A 15,854-nucleotide genomic window follows, 5' to 3' on the forward strand; every position below is an offset into this window, starting at 1 on the left:
GAGATTGGGATAGATTTGCGGGGATGACCGTTACGCGGCGTCTTTGGTCGCGTAGGCGTTGAAAACGCGAGCCAGCTGGGCAGCCGGGGCCTGCAGGACGCCAGCGATCTTGGTCGCCGGAGCCTGGATGAGGCCGATGAGCTTGCCACGCAGTTCGTCCAGCGACGGCAGGGTCGCCAGAGCACGCACGCCGGCTTCGTCGAGCACGTTGGTCTGGTCCAGAACGCCACCGACAATCTTGAGCTTGTCGTTTTCTTTGGCGAACTGCACCGCGATCTTCGCGGCCGAGACGGCGTCCGGGCCGAAGGCGATGGCGACCGGACCGGTGAAGAGCGTGTCGCCCTTTTCACCGAGCTTGCCGTCGAGAGCCTTCAGAGCCAGGGTGTTCTTCACAACCTTGATCGCGGCGCCTTCCTTGCGGAGGCGAAGACGAAGGTCGGTCATTTCCGCAACGGTCAGACCCGTATAGTGGGTCACGACGACAGCGCCGGCATCGGCGAAGACGCTTTTCAGCGACTCGATCGATTCCTGCTTTTGAGCGCGGTCCATTGCGGTCTCCTACTCAGTTGCAGGCGGCCGGACCATTCCGGCAGCCAGATGCTCGTCCCATGCGGAATTGCTCCCGCGCGCGAGTTGCATCAGCCTGTTCCAAGGAAAGTCGGCCGCGCACCTGACTCGGACTGACGTCACGAGGAAGGCGGTCTTGGCGTCTCTATCCCTGTCTCCCGACGGCGAGGAAGGGCTCTTCCTCGATTATGGCGCTGGTGACCCCGCGCCCCGCAGTTCTCAAACAGGTTCGCCGCCGAACCGGAGTCCAGCGGAGAGGCGGGCCGTATACACGGGGGTTGAAAAAGTTTCAACCCGTTGGTGACGAGTCACGAAAAAGGCGAAACCGCCCTACCCCGCCAGCCGCTCATTCACCGCCCGCGCCGCCGCCACGCCCGTGGCGAAACAGGCCTGCAGCAGGTAGCCGCCGGTGGGGGCTTCCCAGTCCAGCATCTCGCCGGCCAGGAAGACGTCGGGCCGCGACCGCAGCGCCAGGCCATCGAGGCTTTCGAAGGTCACGCCGCCGGCCGCCGAGATCGCCCGGTCCAGCGGCCGGGCCGCGGCCAGCCGGATCGGCGCGGCCTTGATCGCCGCCGCAAGGACAGCGGGCTCGGACGGCAGGTCGAGGCCATGGGCCTCGCGCAGCAGGTTCACCTCGACCGGCGACAGCTTCAGGGCCTTGCGCAGATGGTTGGCCAGCGACTGGCCGCCGCGCGCGCCGGACAGACGCCGCTCCAGGGTCTCGGCCGGCAGGTCGGGGCGAAGATCGATCGTCAGCACCGCCGCGCCGTCGCGGGCGATCGCCTCGCGCGGGGCCGGGCCCAGGGCGTAGACCGCTCCGCCCTCGAGCCCATAGCCGGCGACCATGGCGTCGCCGCGGGCCTGGCGGCCGTCGCAGGTGAGGCGGACGTTCTTCAGCGGCTCGCCGGCGAAGCGGTCGCGGAAGATCTCGCTCCAGGAAACCTCGAAGCCGCAATTGGCCGGTGCGAAGGGCGCGACCTGAACCCCCTGCCCCGCCAGCGCCTCCGTCCAGGCCGCGTCGGAGCCGAGCTTGGGCCAACTGGCGCCGCCGAGGGCCAGGATCGTGGCGCGCGGCCGCCAGGCTTCGCGGCTGTCCGGACCGTCGATCAGCAGGGCGCCGTCCTCGCTCCAGCCCGCCCAGGCCGACCGGGTTCGCAGGGAGACGCCCAGGCTCTCCAGCCGCGCCAGCCAGGCGCGCAGCAGCGGCGAGGCCTTCATCGCCTTGGGAAACACACGCCCGCTGGCGCCGACAAAGGTCTCCTGGCCGAGGTCCTTGGCCCAGGCGACGAGATCGGCCGGCGTAAACGCCTCGAGCATCGGTCGCAGCACCGCCTCACGCGCGCCATAGCGGGCGGCGAAGCGCTCGAAATCTTCCGAATGGGTGAGGTTCAGCCCGCCCCGGCCGGCCATCAGGAACTTGCGTCCGAAGGTCGGCATCTTCTCGAACACCACGACCGAGCGGCCGGCCTGCGCCAGGCGCTGGGCGGCGATCAGCCCGGCGGGCCCACCGCCGACCACGGCGACGTCGATGATCCTGAAAGCGTCAGACGTCACGCGGCCTCGATGTCGGTCAGGGAAAAGTCGCCGCCCTTGTAGAGCAGCGGCACGCCATGAACCTTGGCGCAGGCGTAAGCGAAACAGTCGCCCATGTTGAGCTTGGCGGGATGGACGCCCTTGCCGAAACGGGCGTGAGCTTCGAGGGCGACTACCTGCTCGGGCTCACCGATAAGCACGATCCGCGCCTCGTAGCTCTCTTGTAGCCCAGAGACGATATCGACGGCGTCGGCGAAAGGACGCTTCGTCTCTCGCGCCACGGCTCGCACGGTTTCCCATGTCGAGATCGCGGACGTCAAAACGATCACCGCTTCGGACAACTTGACCTTCAAGGCCGCGCGCTCTGGCTCGTTCAGGAGAATGGCCGTCCAGGCGGACGCATCGACGAACATCAATCGCCGTTGATCATGTCGAAGAATTCCTTGTCGGCCTTAAGACCGGTGCGGGGCCAGCTGTCGATCTCGGCCAGGATGGCCTCGACCTTAGCCAGCTTTTCCGCCTGCGCCTTCTCGCGCGCGGCCAGGGCCTCGGTGGCGGCCAGCTTCACGGCCTCGGTGATGCCAACGCGCGCCTTCTCAGCCAGTTGGCGAACCAGGGCGTCGGTTTCGGGATCGCGGATATGAAAGGCCATGGATCACCTCCGTCTAGCCTGAAGATAACATCGGCTAGCCGGCCTCACAACGAACCCCAACTAAACGAGGCCCCAAACGCAAGACGGGCGCTGGATCGCTCCAGCGCCCGTCTCCGAAGTCAAAAGCTTCGATCGGCCGTTAGGCGGTGATCGAGGCGATGTCGACCTTCACGCCCGGACCCATCGTCGAGGACAGGCCGACCTTCTTGACGAAGATGCCCTTGGCGCCCGACGGCTTGGCCTTGTTCAGGGCGTCGATCAGAGCCTTGACGTTGACCAGCAGGGCTTCGTCGGTGAACGAGGCCTTGCCGATGCCGGCGTGAACGATACCGGCCTTTTCGACGCGGAACTCGACGGCGCCGCCCTTGGCGTCCTTCACGGCTTGGCCGACGTTCGGGGTCACGGTGCCGACCTTCGGGTTCGGCATCAGGCCGCGCGGGCCCAGCACCTTACCGAGACGACCGACCAGGGCCATCATGTCCGGGGTCGCGATGACGCGATCGAAGTCCATGAAGCCGTTCTGGATCTTTTCGACCAGGTCTTCGGCGCCAACCACTTCGGCGCCGGCCGCGGTGGCTTCGGCGGCCTTGGCGTCCTTGGCGAAGACGGCGACGCGGACGTCACGGCCGGTGCCCGACGGCAGCTGAACGACGCCACGGACCTGCTGGTCGGCGTGACGCGGATCGACGCCGAGGTTCACCGAGATTTCGATGGTCTCGTCGAACTTGGCCTTGGCGTTGGCCTTGACCAGGGCGATGGCGTCGGCGACGGCCAGGGTGGCGTCACGGTCGCCGGTCCAGGCCTTGATGCGCTTGGGTTGCTTAGCCATTGGATTAGGCCTCCACGATCTTCAGGCCCATGGCCTTGGCGGAGCCTTCGATGATCTTGGCGGCAGCCTCGAGATCGTTGGCGTTCAGATCCTTCATCTTCTTTTCGGCGATTTCGCGCAGTTGGGTGCGCGTCACTTCGCCGACGGTCTCACGACCGGTCAGCTTCGCGCCGGACTTCAGGCCGGTGATCTGCTTCAGGTAGTGGGTCGCCGGGGGCGTCTTGGTGACGAAGGTGAACGACTTGTCCTGGTAGACCGTGATGACGGTCGGCAGGGGGGTGCCCTTTTCGACGTTCTCGGTGCGCGCGTTGAACTCCTTACAGAAGCCCATGATGTTGACGCCGCGCTGACCCAGAGCCGGGCCGATGGGGGGCGAAGGCGTGGCCGAGCCAGCCTTCACCTGGAGCTTGATGTAGCCCAGGATCTTCTTAGCCATACTATCCTCTCATGAGGGCCGGAGCCCTCGCTGGTGAGCCGTGGTGCGGGCTTGGCGGCCCTTCCACGGATTTGGTTCCCCCGAATTCGCATGAATGAAGCCATTCGAGCGAATAACGACGAACACGCCCCGGGACGGGGTCCTGGAGCGAGGCGGCGCATGTAGCAGGCGCGTCGAACGGAGTCCAGCGCGGCGACCCGTATACGATCGCCCCCGCCCTGTTGCCGCCATGCCACGCCGGTTTCGGCCACGCCGGGGCCGCAATTCAACCTGAGCGACCCGCTGATAAACAAGAACGACACTACATCGTCACAAATTCGTCAATTCATGCCGATAACGGCGCAATGTGAGCACATTTGCTCCCCGCACAACGATATCGGGAAACATATTCGCCCCATTCCATGAATTTCCGCCGAAATTCAGAAAAGAAACGACGCCATTCGTCTTCCGTATCGCGAACCTTGTTTCGCAGAACGTCGTCATCGCGACAAGCGATTTGGCGAATACTGGGGACTATGAATGGCTAGAAATACCTATCTTCTGAGCGCGTCGGCGCTCGTCATCGCCGTGACCACCGCGCCGATCCTGGCGCAGGCCCAGACGAACGACGAGCCGGCCGCCGTCGAGGAAGTCGTCGTCACCGGTTCGCGCATCGCGCGCCGCGACTACGTCTCCAACAGCCCGATCATGACCATGGGCGCCGAGCAGATCGAGAAGACCGGCTCGGTCACCGTCGACACCCTGCTCAACCAGATGCCCCAGTTCGTGCCGTCGGTGTCGTCGACCTCGAACAACCCCTCGAACGGCGGCCAGGCCAACATCGACCTGCGCGGCCTCGGCACCGCCCGCACCATGGTGCTGATCGACGGCCACCGCGTCGTTCCTTCGAACTCGGACGGCACGGTCGACGTCAACATCGTCCCCTCGGCCCTGATCCAGAACATCGAAGTGATCTCGGGCGGCGCCTCGGCGACCTACGGCTCCGACGCCATGGCCGGCGTGGTCAACTTCAAGCTCAACAACAAGTTCGAAGGCCTGATGGTCGACGGCCAGTACGGCCTGACCCAGCGCGGCGACGGCAAGGAAGGCGCGCTCAGCGTCACCGGCGGCACCAAGTTCGCCGGCGGCCGCGGCCACGTCACCGCCTCGTTCGGCTATTCGAAGCGCGGCTCGGTCTACAACGCCGCCCGCGACTTCTCGAAGGTCACCGGCGCGTCGACCACCACGCCCTACGGCTCCTACATCGTCGACGTCGACAACAGGCCGTCCCAGGACGCGGTCGACGCCGTGTTCGGCCAGTACGGCTCCACCAGCGTCGACACCACCAGCACCGCGCGCTACGGCTTCAACAACGACGGCACGCTGTTCAGCAAGGGCGTCAACTACACCGGCTCGACCGCGCTCGACTACTCGACCCTGACCTCGAGCGACTCGTACAACACCGGTGCGCTGAACCTGCTGCAGCTGCCGATGACCCGCTACTCGTTCTATTCGGCGGGCACCTTCGAGCTGACCGACAACGTCGAGCTCTACGGGTCGCTGAACTACAGCCACTACAAGTCGCGCACCGTCCTGGCCCCGGCCCCAGGCACCGGCTTCACCGTACCGGTGACCAACCCGTTCATCACGGACGACCTGGCGACCCTGCTGGCCAGCCGCGCCGATCCGGACGCCGACTTCACGCTGAACAAGCGCTTCACCGACGTTGGCGCGCGCATCTCGCGCACCACCTTCGACGTCGTGCAGGCGGCCGGCGGCGCGCGCGGCGACACCGGCTTCAAGGACTGGACCTACGACATCTACACGTCGTTCGGCCGCTCCAAGCAGAAGGAAGTGCAATCGGGCAACGTCAGCCGCACCGCGGTCCAGACCCTGCTCGACGCGGCCGACGGCGGCGCCAGCCTCTGCGAAGGCGGCTACGACCCGTTCGGCAACAACGAGCTGTCGGACGAGTGCCGCACCTACATCTCGCGCACCACCCGCAACACCACGATCGCCGACCAGGCGATGATCGAGGCCAACTTCAGCGGCGGCCTGATCGACCTGCCGGCCGGTGAACTGCGCGCGGCCTTCGGCGCCGACTACAAGTACGACAGCTACAAGTACAACCCGGACTCCCTGCTGCTGACGGGCGACGTGGTCGGCTTCAACTCGGCCGGTTCGGTCAACGCCTCGACCCACGTGTCGGAAGTCTACGGCGAACTGCTTGTGCCGGTCCTGAAGGATCTGCCGCTGATCAAGGCCCTGAACCTCGACCTCGGCTACCGCTATTCGGACTACGCCACGGTCGGCGGCGTCTCGGCCTACAAGGTCGACGGCGACTGGGAGATCGTCGACGGCTTCCGCGTCCGCGGCGGCTATCAGCGCGCCGTCCGGGCCCCGAGCCTGGGCGAGCTCTACTCGCCGCAGAACCAGGGCTTCTACTCGTTGAGCGAAGACCCCTGCTCGATCGACAGCGAAGCCCGCACCGGCAGCAACGCCGCCACCGTCCGCAGCATCTGCCTGGCGCAGGGCCTGCCATCGTCGGCGATCGACAGCTACACCTACACGAACACCCAGGTCGAAGGCACCAGCGGCGGCAACCCGGCCCTGACCGAGGAAACCGCCGACACCTTCAACGTCGGCTTCGTCTGGACGCCGCGCTTCGAGAACCCGCTGTTCGAACGCCTCTCGCTGTCGATCGACTACTATTCGATCGACATCAAGGACGCGATCGGCACGATCGACGTCTCGACGGCGCTGGACAAGTGCTACAGCGGCGGCGACAGCAGCGCCTACTACTGCAACCTGTTCACCCGCTCGAGCTCGACCGGCGAGATCACCAACGTCACCCTGACCGCGCTGAACCTGGGCGAATACAAGACCTCGGGCGTCGACTTCCAGCTCGACTGGGGCTTCGGCCTCGGCGCGGTGGGTCTCGACGACAGCCTGGGCTCGATCAAGGTTAACGTGGTGGGCAACTACCTGGAGAGCTTCAAGATCCAGAGCCTGCCGGGCGAGGACTTCGTCGATCTGAAGGGCACGATCGGCAACACCCAGATCAGCGGCACCGCCGTCTCGCACCCCGAATGGAAGTACGCCACCTCGGTGGACTACGCCTTCGGTCCGTTCTCGGTCGGCGCGCGCTGGCGGCACATCGGCGACATGGTCGACGCCTACTATCCGGACGAGAAGATCGGCGCCGTCGACTACTTCGACCTGAACGGCAGCTGGGCGATCAACGACACCTACTCGCTGCGCGGCGGGGTCACCAACCTCACCGACAAGCAGCCGCCGTACTTCTCCTCCTACGTCCAGGCCAACACCGACCCGTCGACCTACGACGTGCTCGGCCGCCGCTTCTACGTGGGCTTCAAGGCGAAGTTCTAAACCTCAGCTTGATCTAGGCTAAACTTGGGGGCGGATCTCTTCGGGGATCCGCCCTTTTTCTTTGGGGTGGAGACGCCCGGATCCACGCATCGCGTGCTGGTGACAAGCCTGGCGAATGCTCTAGCCTCTCAGACGGGATCACAGGGGGAAACCGAGCGTGCATCTGTTCACCAGGATCGGGCTCGTCTTGGCGACGGTCCTCGCCCTCGCGGCGCCGCCAAGCCTCGCCGCGGCCAAGCCCCAGCCCGTCGCGGCTCGGGCCCTGACCGCCGGCGCCGTCGCCTCGCCCGACCGCTACGGCGCCCTGGCCGCCGAGGAAATCCTGCGCAAGGGCGGCAACGCGGTCGATGCGGCCGTGGCCACGGCCTTCGCCCTGGCGGTGACCTATCCGGAAGCCGGCAACCTGGGCGGCGGCGGGTTCATGACCCTCTATGTCGACGGCAAGCCCTACTTCCTCGACTACCGCGAGACCGCCCCGGCCGGGGCCGCCGCCGGCATGTACCTGAACGCCGAGGGCCAGGCGGTGGCCGCCCGCAGCCAGTTCGGAAACCTGGCGGTCGGAACTCCCGGCACGGTGCGCGGCATGGCCATGGCCCACAAGCGGTTCGGCCGGCTGTCGTGGGCGCAGGTGCTGGCCCCGGCGATCCGCTACGCCCACGAGGGCTTCCTGGTCACGCCGCAGCTGATCGGCAACCTCGAGGACGCTGAAGGATCGTTCGTCGGCGTCACCAATTTCCACGCCCGGTTCGGCGGCCTGAAGGCCGGCGCGACATTCCGCCAGCCCGAGCTGGCCGCCACTCTGGAGCGCATCGCCAAGGGCGGTGACGCCGAGTTCTACACCGGCAAGACCGCCGACCTGCTGGTCGCCCAGATGGCGCGGGGCCCGGAGAAGGGGCTGATCACCAAGGCCGACCTGGCCGCCTACAAAGCCGTGTGGCGCGAGCCGATCCAGGCCGACTGGCGCGGCTTCAAGGTGATCACCGCTCCGCCGCCCAGCTCCGGCGGGATCGCCCTGCTGCAACTGCTGATGATGAAGCAGGACGCCGCCCCGCTGTTTTCGGGCGTGGCGCTGAACAGCCCGCAATATGTCCACCTGGTCGCCGAGATGGAGAAGCGGGTGTTCGCCGACCGGGCCGAATATCTGGGCGACCCGGACTTCTGGAAGGTTCCGGTCTCGAACCTGATCGATCCTGCCTATGTCGCCCGTCGCGCAGCCGAGATCGATCCGGCCAAGCCCTCGCCCACGCCCTCGGTCAAGCCGGGGCTGGAAAAGCCGCAGACCACCCACTTCTCGATCGTGGACCGCTGGGGCAACGCCGTCTCCAACACCTATACGCTGAACGGCTGGTTCGGCTCGGGCGTCGTGGTCGAGGGGGCGGGCTTCCTGCTCAACGACGAGATGGACGACTTCTCGGCCAAGCCGGGCGCGCCCAACATGTTCGGGGTGGTGGGCGGCGACGCCAACGCCATCGCGCCGGGCAAGCGGCCGCTGTCGTCGATGACCCCGACCATACTGACGCGCGAGGGCAAGGTGGCCATGGTGATCGGCACGCCGGGCGGATCGAGGATCTTCACCTCAGTGTTCCAGGTGCTGGCCAACGTCTACGACTACGGGCTGCCGCTTGGCGAGGCGCAGAAGCAACTGCGCTTCCACCATCAGCTTCTGCCCGAGAACGTGATCTTCTCCGAACCCTACGAACCCTTTCCAGCCGAACTGACGACGGCGTTGGAGGCGCGGGGCTACAAGATCGAGACGGGGTTCGTCGGCGACATCGAGGCCATCCAGGTCATCGACGGCGCGCCGGTTCCGGCGGCCGATCCGCGGGCGCGCGGCGTGGGCAAGGTGGTTCCATAGAAGACGTGGAATAGGGCCACGCGCCTCTCGTCCTCCGGACGGTGCGTCGCGCGCTCTTCGGCGCGTCCGTTTCCGGTCGGACGCCCTGCCTTCCCGGACAACAAAAAACCCCGCGTCGGCCGACGCGGGGTTCTTCGTATTGGCGCTGATCCGAAAGGGATCAGGCGATCTTTTCGACCTGGCTGTATTCCAGCTCGACCGGGGTGGCGCGGCCGAAGATCGAGACGGTGACCCGCAGGCGGGCCTTCTCTTCGTCGACCTGCTCGACCGAGCCGTTGAAGCTGGCGAACGGACCGTCGATGACGCGGACGTTCTCGCCGACTTCGTACAGCACGACGGTCTTCGGCTTCTCGACGCCTTCTTCGATGGCGCCGACGATGCGCTGGACTTCCTTTTCGGAGACCGGCGTCGGCTTGGAGCCGCTGCCCAGGAAGCCCGTGACCTTCGGGGTGTTCTTGATCAGGTGGTAGGCTTCGTCCGAGAGGTTCATCTTCACCAGGACGTAGCCCGGGAAGAACTTGCGCTCGGCGTTGACCTTGCGGCCACGGCGGATCTCGACGACGTCCTCGGTGGGCACCAGGATCTCGGAGAAGCTGTCTTCCAGGCCCTGGGCCTTGGCTTGCTCACGGATGCTCTCGGCCACCTTCTTCTCGAAGTTCGAGTAGGCGTGGACGATGTACCACTTGTGGTTCGGGTTCGAGGCGGTTTCGGTGCTCATGGTCTTCTTATGACTTATCCGGCCGCGAACTTCAGCAGCAGATTGGCGCCGGCCCCGAGGAGCCAGTCGACCAGGAGGAAGAACAGCGAGGCGACGATCACCATGATGAAGACCATCACCGAGGTGATCCAGGTCTCCTTGCGGGTCGTCCAGGTGATCTTGCGGGCCTCGGCGCGCACTTCACGGAAGAACTGCACCGGGTTGAAAGGCTTCTTGGGCGCCGCCGCGGCTGCGGCGGACGGAGCCTGACCGGCAGGGGCCAGCGCCGCAGCCGTACGGGCGGCGCGGTTCTTGATCGCTGACGGGCTGGATCCCGGTTTCCTGGCCATGGTTTCAGAGGCTCGCGTATCTGACAGGCCGGACCGAACGCCGGGCCGGCCGATGACATATAGTGGCAGGAGTGGAGGGACTCGAACCCCCGGCCCTCGGTTTTGGAGACCGATGCTCTACCAGCTGAGCTACACTCCTGCAGAAACTCCGGTCCTTGAAGTACCGGACCGCAGCCTAGGCGACGGTTCGGCCGGAGGGCCGCGAGCGGCGCCGCCGACGCTTCCCAGCGCCAGAGCGGCGTCGTGTAGCAGGGTCGTTTGCGCCGGGCAAGCGGATCAGGTCGCGTCAACCGCGCGTTATTGCGGAAGTCCCGGGTCTGACGGCGCCTTTTCACAGGTTTCTTGGCCCGGACACCCCTGTGACGCGCCAATGACGCGCCTGAGAAAGGATCCGCGATGGCCGAAATCGCCGGCGAACGCCCCTCCAACCATGAAGTCGAGCATGAGAATCAGCGGCCGAATCTCGGTGGCGACGGCAAGCCGCCTCGTCCGGCCACGGAACCCGTGGGCGCCGAGGACAGTGTGACCACGTCGAAGACGCGCACGGATCCAGGCTCCGGCGAAGGCTGAAGCGCAACCTCACCGGAGCCGAACCCGTGGGTCGGCTTTCGTCAGCCGGCCTTCTTGGCCTCCGTCTCGCTCGCGGCGCTCGGCGCGGCCGCGGCGCATTGGACGTTCAGGTAGGACCATTTGACGTCGGTCAGCTCGCGACCGCATTCGGTGTTCTTGCCTTGGTCACGTCCGCGCAGCGAAACGCCGACCCCCTTTCCGGGGTCTGGCGCCGGACTGGCGCTGGAGACGTCGTAATAGCCGCCGTTGGGGCCGCGCACGACGAGGCACTTGGTGTTTTCGACCGGCCGCACGCAGCCGCTCGCCGTCACCGACTTGCCTTCCAGAGTGACTTGCTGAGCCTTGGCGGCCTTGGTTTGGGCGCCGCCTTCACAACCCGCTACGCCTAACGCTAACAGACTGGCCGCCGCGGCGGCCATAACGAACCTCACCCGCATACGTTCCTCCGTATCGTTGGCTCCGCGAACGAAGCAAAAGGAACTCTGCGCCCCGTTTCGGCGACCGGCAATCACATTTTTGACACAGTCTGAAAAAGCGAACGGCGCTATTTTGAACGGTTCGTAGAATTTTTTCTCAAAGCCCCTTCAGACAGCAAAAGTTGACATCCGCTCTCAACTTCTCACATGAGACGCAGGTCGCCTTCAGGGCCGGAGCGACACCCGACTTTTCTTATGCGCGCTGCTGTTATTCAGACGGGCGCGAACAGGATCGAAACCACAGACCATGACGGCCGAGACCGCTACCGCCGCCCCTGCTCCCGCCAAGGAGTCCCCGCACAACCTCGAGACCGTTCTCTGGGTCAAGCACTGGACCGACCGGCTGTTCAGCTTCGCCATCACCCGCCCGGCCAGCTTCCGCTTCCGTTCGGGCGAGTTCGTGATGATCGGCCTGCCGCCCCGCGAGGAGCTGGGCGAGAAGAAGCCGATCCTGCGCGCCTACTCGATCGGCTCGCCCTCGTTCGCCGAGGAGCTGGAGTTCTTCTCGATCAAGGTGCCGGACGGCCCGCTGACCTCGCGCCTGCAGCAGATCAAGGCCGGCGACCAGGTCCTGCTCGGCAAGAAGCCGACCGGCACCCTGGTGCTGGACGCGGTGAAGCCGGGCAAGCGCCTGTTCCTGTTCGGCACCGGCACGGGCCTGGCGCCCTGGCTGTCGGTCGCCCGCGATCCGGACGCCTACAGCCGCTTCGAAAAGGTGATCGTCGCCCACGGCGTGCGCGAAGTGCAGGAACTGGCCTATCGCGACCTCTTCACCAGCGAGATCCACGACGATCCGCTGGTCGGTGACGAGGCCAAGGTCCAGCTTGTCTACTACCCGACCGTCACCCGCGAGCCGTTCGAGCGCCAGGGCCGGTTCACCGACCTGATCGAGAGCGGCAAGCTGTTCGCCGACCTCGGCCTGGAAGGCGGCAAGTTCGATCCCGAGCACGACCGCGCCATGCTGTGCGGCTCGATGGCCATGATCAAGGACACCGCCGCCCTGCTGGAAGCCCATGGCCTGGTCGAGGGCTCCAACGCCGAGCCCGGCGACTTCGTCATCGAGCGCGCCTTCGTCGGCTGATCCGGCGAGACCCTCGAAAGAATGAAAAGGCCAGCCGCGAGGTTGGCCTTTTTCTTTTGGCTAAGCCGTCCCGGTCGCCGCCCGCAGGGTCGGCTCGAAGGCGCCGACCGCGCCGTTGTCGGTGTTGGTCAGCAGCACCACGTCCACCTGCTTCTCGGGGAAGTGCAGGACGATGCTGTTGAAGCCTGGCAGGCCGCCGCTGTGCCAGATCACCGGCGTGTCGAAGATGCGGGCGACTTCCAGCCCGAAACCGTAGTCCGCCTGCTGCACGAAGGCTGGCGGCTTGCCGGGGTTCATACCCTTGGGGGTGAAGTGGGCCGAGCCGACGGGCGCGCCGTCCGTGGTCCGCGCGGCCTGGATCATGCGCTTGACGCCCGCCGGCGAGACGACCTTGCCGCCGAACAGGGCCTGGTTCCAGGCCAGCATGTCCCCGACCGTCGAGCGCAGCCCACCCTCGGCGACGGGCAGGCCGCCGTCAGCGACCTTGCGGAAAGCCTTAGGCGCGCCGCCGTCCAGGCTGTAGCCGATAGCGCGACGCGGCACGGCGTCGGCATAGGCGTCCAGCGCCGTGGCGTTCAGGCCGGCGCGGGCCAGGACGTTCTTGGCCAGGAAGTCGCCGTAGCTCCGCCCCGACACGCGCTCGATGATCGCGCCGAGCAGCACGTAGTTGGTGTTGGAATAGCCCCACAGCGCGCCCGGCTCGAAGTCGTAGAGCGGCGCCAGCCGGGCCATCAGCCGCCAGCGTTCGGGATCATGCCGCCAGTCGCTTCCCGCGTCGGCCGGCAGGCCGCCCAGGACGTAGTCGTGGATCCCGGCGGTGTGGGTCAGCAACTGCTCGACGGTCGGAACGCGCCCGCCGGGCGAGGCGGGAAAGCCGGGGAAAAACCGGTCCACCGGCGCATCCAGCGCCAGGGCGTCGCGCTCGCTCAGCAGCACGACGGCCGCGGCGGTGAACTGCTTGGTGCAGGAGGCGATGCGGAACACGGTGTCGGAGACGACCGGCGTCGCCGCTTCGATGTCCGCAACGCCCAGGCCGAAGACGGTCGGCGGACTTCCGAACCGCCGCACGCCGAGAGCGAAGCCGGCGGTCTGGCCGTCCGTCACGCTCCTGGCGGCGATCAGGCGCAGGCGCGAAGCCAGGTCATCCTCGGCCGGCCCGGCCTTGGCGCCGCTGGCGCAGACCGCCGCCGACACGGCCAGGAGCATCGCTTCGCGTCGCGTCTTCGTCATCGCTTCCCCCCAGATCGCGTAACGTCGGGCGGCAAGCTATGCGGGCGCCGGCAGCGGCGCAATTCGCCAAGCGCTCAGGTCTTCCTCGGATTGGGCAGGAAGGCGGCCAGCAGGCCCAGCACCGGCAGAACGGCGCAGAGCTTGTAGACCGTCTGCACGCCCTTCCAGTCGGCCACCTCGCCCAGCACCGCAGCCCCCAGGCCGCCCATGCCGAACGAGAAACCGAAAAACAGGCCCGAGATCATGCCGATGCGTCCCGGGGCCAGCTCCTGGGCCAGGACGACGATGGCCGGGAAGGCCGAGGCCAGCAGCAGGCCGATGATCACCACCAGCGGCCCGGTCCAGAACAGGCTGGCGTAGGGCAGGACCAGGGTGAAGGGCAGCACGCCCAGGATCGAGATCCAGATCACCGCCTTGCGGCCGAAGCGGTCGCCCACCGGTCCGCCGGCGATCGTGCCCACGGCCACCGCCGCCAGGAAGGCGAAGAGGTGCATCTGGGCGTTCCCGACCGACAGGTGGAAGCGCTCCATCAGGTAGAAGGTGAAGTAGCTGGTCAGGCTGGCCATGTAGACGTACTTCGAGAAGATCAGCGCCAGCAGGATGGCGATGCCCTTGGCGGCCGCGCCCTTGGGCAGGTCGATTGAGACCTTGCGGCCGCTGCTTGCGGCAAGGCGCGCCAGGCCGTGATGCCGGGCCCAGACGGCGACGTTCCACAGCACCGCTCCCGACAGCAGCGCCAGCAGGGCGAAGACGCCCAGGCTGGACTGGCCCCAGCGCACCACGACCAGGGCCGCGGCCAGCGGGCCCAGGGCCTGGCCGGCGTTGCCGCCGACCTGGAACAGCGACTGGGCCAGGCCCGGCCGCTCGCCCGCCGCCATCCGCGCCACCCGCGAGGATTCCGGGTGGAACACCGACGAGCCGACGCCCAGCAGGCACGCGCCCAGCAGCACCAGCCCGTAGACGTGGGCGATCGACAGCACCACCAGCCCCGACAGCGAGAACAGGGTCCCGGCCGGCAGCACCATCGGATTGTGTCGGCGGTCGGCATAGAGCCCGACCAGCGGCTGCAGGATCGAGGCGGTGATCTGGTAGGCCAGGGTGACGAGGCCGATCTCGCCGAAGCTGAGGTGAAGGTCGGTCTTGAGGTTGGGATAGATGGCCGGCAGCAGCGACTGCATCATGTCGTTGAGCAGGTGGCAGCCGCTCACCGCCAGGATCACGCCGAACACGGTGGTCTGGGCCTTGTTGGCGGCGGGGTCGGCGACGGGGGATCGGATCGCTGTATCGGTCATTGAAGCTCTTCCCGTGAAGGTTCGACCGCGATAGGACCTGCGAAGGCGTCCCGCATTCCGCAGCGGGACTTTCACTTTCGCGAGTGGGACAGATGGCCAAGCCCTGGATCCATCCCGCCGACTACGACCACGCGCTGCGGCCGGTGGTCGCCACCGGCAACGAGTACCCACCCTCCTTCGAACTGGACTGGCACCAGCACGGACGCGGCCAGCTGCTCTACGCCGCCGCCGGCGTGGCCGTGGTCAGCACCCCGCACGGCGCCTGGATCGCGCCGCCGGAACGCGCGGTCTGGACGCCGGCCGGCACGCCGCATTCGGTGCGGATGGTCGGGGCGGTCAGCACCCGCAGCGTACTGTTGGACGAGCGGGCCTCGGCGGTGCTGGGCGATCGCGGACGGGTGATCGGCGTCGCGCCGCTGCTGCGCCATCTGCTGATCGCCGCCTGCGACATCGCCGTGGACTATGACGAGGCCGGCCGCGACGGGATGGTCATGGACCTGCTGTTGGCCGAGCTGGCGCGGGCGCCGGTGATCCCGCTGGCCGTGCCCTTCCCCGCCGCCCCGGCCCTGGCCCGTCGCTGCCACGCCTTCCTCGAACGCCCGACGCCGCACGAGACCATCGACGACTGGTGCGGCGAGCTGGGCCTGGGCCGCCGAGCCTTCACCCGCGCCTTTCGCCGTGAGACGGGCATGAGCTTCGGCGCCTGGCGGCAGCAGGCCCTGCTGCTGGCCGCCCTGCCTCGGCTGGCGGCCGGCGAGCCGGTGACGACCATCGCGCTCGACCTCGGCTATGACAGCCCGGCGGCCTTCTCGACCATGTTCAAGCGCCTGCTGGGCATTCCGCCCAACCGCTACAAGCCCGGCGTCGCCGCCCCAGGTTTCGATTGACCCGGCGGACGCCGTGCGACAGCCATGCGG

16 protein-coding genes and 1 tRNA gene are annotated in these 15,854 nt (G+C 67.0%); 5 read left to right on the forward strand and 12 right to left on the reverse strand.

The features are described 5' to 3' along the window. Window positions 1-30: 30 nt before the first annotated feature. The 6 genes from rplJ to rplK all read right to left on the reverse strand — a co-directional run bounded on the left by rplJ (window position 31) and on the right by rplK (window position 4,017). Window positions 31-549, reverse strand: coding sequence for a 50S ribosomal protein L10 (rplJ, locus tag AC2YHT_RS22500; protein WP_110117853.1), 519 nt, complete (start codon window positions 547-549; stop codon window positions 31-33). 348 nt (window positions 550-897) lie between these two features. After that, entirely contained in the window at window positions 898-2,121 is a 1,224-nt protein-coding gene (locus tag AC2YHT_RS22505) for a TIGR03862 family flavoprotein (RefSeq protein WP_487292086.1), read from the reverse strand. After that, window positions 2,118-2,513, reverse strand: coding sequence for a type II toxin-antitoxin system VapC family toxin (locus AC2YHT_RS22510; RefSeq protein ID WP_487292110.1), 396 nt, complete (start codon window positions 2,511-2,513; stop codon window positions 2,118-2,120). The genes AC2YHT_RS22505 and AC2YHT_RS22510 overlap by 4 nt, the downstream gene beginning before the upstream one ends. Beyond that, window positions 2,513-2,752, reverse strand: a complete 240-nt coding sequence (locus AC2YHT_RS22515) for a type II toxin-antitoxin system VapB family antitoxin (RefSeq protein ID WP_487292087.1) — start codon at window positions 2,750-2,752, stop codon at window positions 2,513-2,515. Before AC2YHT_RS22515 ends, AC2YHT_RS22510 begins: the two co-directional genes overlap by 1 nt. Window positions 2,753-2,891: 139 nt before the next feature. Continuing rightward, on the reverse strand, window positions 2,892-3,581 hold the full coding sequence (gene rplA, locus AC2YHT_RS22520; protein WP_487292088.1) for a 50S ribosomal protein L1: 690 nt from the start codon (window positions 3,579-3,581) through the stop codon (window positions 2,892-2,894). 4 nt (window positions 3,582-3,585) lie between these two features. Beyond that, window positions 3,586-4,017 (reverse strand): 50S ribosomal protein L11, encoded by a 432-nt coding sequence (rplK, locus tag AC2YHT_RS22525; RefSeq protein WP_007661528.1) that lies wholly within the window; start codon window positions 4,015-4,017, stop codon window positions 3,586-3,588. 519 nt (window positions 4,018-4,536) lie between these two features. Between rplK and AC2YHT_RS22530 the strand changes: the two genes are divergently transcribed. Together AC2YHT_RS22530 and ggt are read left to right on the forward strand one after the other, a co-directional pair. Further along, window positions 4,537-7,386 carry a TonB-dependent receptor domain-containing protein gene (locus AC2YHT_RS22530; protein ID WP_487292089.1) on the forward strand — a complete coding sequence of 950 codons (2,850 nt, stop codon included), beginning with the start codon at window positions 4,537-4,539 and terminating at the stop codon, window positions 7,384-7,386. 187 nt (window positions 7,387-7,573) lie between these two features. Beyond that, window positions 7,574-9,241, forward strand: a complete 1,668-nt coding sequence (gene ggt / locus AC2YHT_RS22535; RefSeq protein WP_487292090.1) for a gamma-glutamyltransferase — start codon at window positions 7,574-7,576, stop codon at window positions 9,239-9,241. Between the two features lie 160 nt (window positions 9,242-9,401). Here the strand turns inward: ggt and nusG are convergent, their stop codons facing one another. The 3 genes from nusG to AC2YHT_RS22550 form a co-directional block, all read right to left on the reverse strand. After that, window positions 9,402-9,959, reverse strand: a complete 558-nt coding sequence (gene nusG, locus AC2YHT_RS22540) for a transcription termination/antitermination protein NusG (RefSeq protein WP_110117861.1) — start codon at window positions 9,957-9,959, stop codon at window positions 9,402-9,404. 14 nt (window positions 9,960-9,973) lie between these two features. Next, window positions 9,974-10,288 (reverse strand): preprotein translocase subunit SecE, encoded by a 315-nt coding sequence (gene secE / locus AC2YHT_RS22545; protein WP_110117862.1) that lies wholly within the window; start codon window positions 10,286-10,288, stop codon window positions 9,974-9,976. A 63-nt stretch (window positions 10,289-10,351) separates the two neighbouring features. Beyond that, window positions 10,352-10,427: transfer RNA gene (locus AC2YHT_RS22550), tRNA-Trp, on the reverse strand. Window positions 10,428-10,684: 257 nt separating this feature from the next. Here AC2YHT_RS22550 and AC2YHT_RS22555 point away from each other — a divergent pair. Next, entirely contained in the window at window positions 10,685-10,858 is a 174-nt protein-coding gene (locus AC2YHT_RS22555) for a hypothetical protein (protein ID WP_487292091.1), read from the forward strand. A gap of 41 nt (window positions 10,859-10,899) precedes the next feature. Here the strand turns inward: AC2YHT_RS22555 and AC2YHT_RS22560 are convergent, their stop codons facing one another. Further along, window positions 10,900-11,277, reverse strand: a complete 378-nt coding sequence (locus AC2YHT_RS22560) for a hypothetical protein (RefSeq protein WP_487292092.1) — start codon at window positions 11,275-11,277, stop codon at window positions 10,900-10,902. A gap of 304 nt (window positions 11,278-11,581) precedes the next feature. On the opposite strand from AC2YHT_RS22560, the gene AC2YHT_RS22565 reads away from it, so the two are divergent. Continuing rightward, window positions 11,582-12,415, forward strand: coding sequence for a ferredoxin--NADP reductase (locus AC2YHT_RS22565; protein ID WP_487292093.1), 834 nt, complete (start codon window positions 11,582-11,584; stop codon window positions 12,413-12,415). A gap of 60 nt (window positions 12,416-12,475) precedes the next feature. Here AC2YHT_RS22565 and AC2YHT_RS22570 read toward each other — a convergent pair whose 3' ends face one another. Together AC2YHT_RS22570 and AC2YHT_RS22575 are read right to left on the reverse strand one after the other, a co-directional pair. Next, window positions 12,476-13,645 (reverse strand): serine hydrolase domain-containing protein, encoded by a 1,170-nt coding sequence (locus AC2YHT_RS22570; RefSeq protein ID WP_487292094.1) that lies wholly within the window; start codon window positions 13,643-13,645, stop codon window positions 12,476-12,478. Window positions 13,646-13,719: 74 nt separating this feature from the next. Continuing rightward, window positions 13,720-14,937 (reverse strand): MFS transporter, encoded by a 1,218-nt coding sequence (locus AC2YHT_RS22575; RefSeq protein ID WP_487292095.1) that lies wholly within the window; start codon window positions 14,935-14,937, stop codon window positions 13,720-13,722. Window positions 14,938-15,029: 92 nt separating this feature from the next. Here AC2YHT_RS22575 and AC2YHT_RS22580 point away from each other — a divergent pair, with 92 nt between their 5' ends. Continuing rightward, window positions 15,030-15,824: an AraC family transcriptional regulator gene (locus tag AC2YHT_RS22580; protein ID WP_487292096.1), complete on the forward strand. Its 795-nt coding sequence runs from the start codon at window positions 15,030-15,032 to the stop codon at window positions 15,822-15,824. Window positions 15,825-15,854 lie beyond the last annotated feature (30 nt).

Source organism: Caulobacter sp. SRI_008, from assembly GCF_057586355.1.

What these genes read in the sequence shown, in the direction of transcription:
- rplJ (WP_110117853.1), bottom strand. Translation starts at nt 549, where the DNA reads ATGGACCGCGCTCAAAAGCAGGAATCGATCGAGTCGCTGAAAAGCGTC.
- AC2YHT_RS22510 (WP_487292110.1), bottom strand. Translation starts at nt 2,513, where the DNA reads ATGTTCGTCGATGCGTCCGCCTGGACGGCCATTCTCCTGAACGAGCCA.
- AC2YHT_RS22515 (WP_487292087.1), bottom strand. Translation starts at nt 2,752, where the DNA reads ATGGCCTTTCATATCCGCGATCCCGAAACCGACGCCCTGGTTCGCCAA.
- rplA (WP_487292088.1), bottom strand. Translation starts at nt 3,581, where the DNA reads ATGGCTAAGCAACCCAAGCGCATCAAGGCCTGGACCGGCGACCGTGAC.
- rplK (WP_007661528.1), bottom strand. Translation starts at nt 4,017, where the DNA reads ATGGCTAAGAAGATCCTGGGCTACATCAAGCTCCAGGTGAAGGCTGGC.
- AC2YHT_RS22530 (WP_487292089.1), top strand. Translation starts at nt 4,537, where the DNA reads ATGGCTAGAAATACCTATCTTCTGAGCGCGTCGGCGCTCGTCATCGCC.
- nusG (WP_110117861.1), bottom strand. Translation starts at nt 9,959, where the DNA reads ATGAGCACCGAAACCGCCTCGAACCCGAACCACAAGTGGTACATCGTC.
- secE (WP_110117862.1), bottom strand. Translation starts at nt 10,288, where the DNA reads ATGGCCAGGAAACCGGGATCCAGCCCGTCAGCGATCAAGAACCGCGCC.
- AC2YHT_RS22555 (WP_487292091.1), top strand. Translation starts at nt 10,685, where the DNA reads ATGGCCGAAATCGCCGGCGAACGCCCCTCCAACCATGAAGTCGAGCAT.
- AC2YHT_RS22560 (WP_487292092.1), bottom strand. Translation starts at nt 11,277, where the DNA reads ATGGCCGCCGCGGCGGCCAGTCTGTTAGCGTTAGGCGTAGCGGGTTGT.
- AC2YHT_RS22565 (WP_487292093.1), top strand. Translation starts at nt 11,582, where the DNA reads ATGACGGCCGAGACCGCTACCGCCGCCCCTGCTCCCGCCAAGGAGTCC.
- AC2YHT_RS22570 (WP_487292094.1), bottom strand. Translation starts at nt 13,645, where the DNA reads ATGACGAAGACGCGACGCGAAGCGATGCTCCTGGCCGTGTCGGCGGCG.
- AC2YHT_RS22575 (WP_487292095.1), bottom strand. Translation starts at nt 14,937, where the DNA reads ATGACCGATACAGCGATCCGATCCCCCGTCGCCGACCCCGCCGCCAAC.
- AC2YHT_RS22580 (WP_487292096.1), top strand. Translation starts at nt 15,030, where the DNA reads ATGGCCAAGCCCTGGATCCATCCCGCCGACTACGACCACGCGCTGCGG.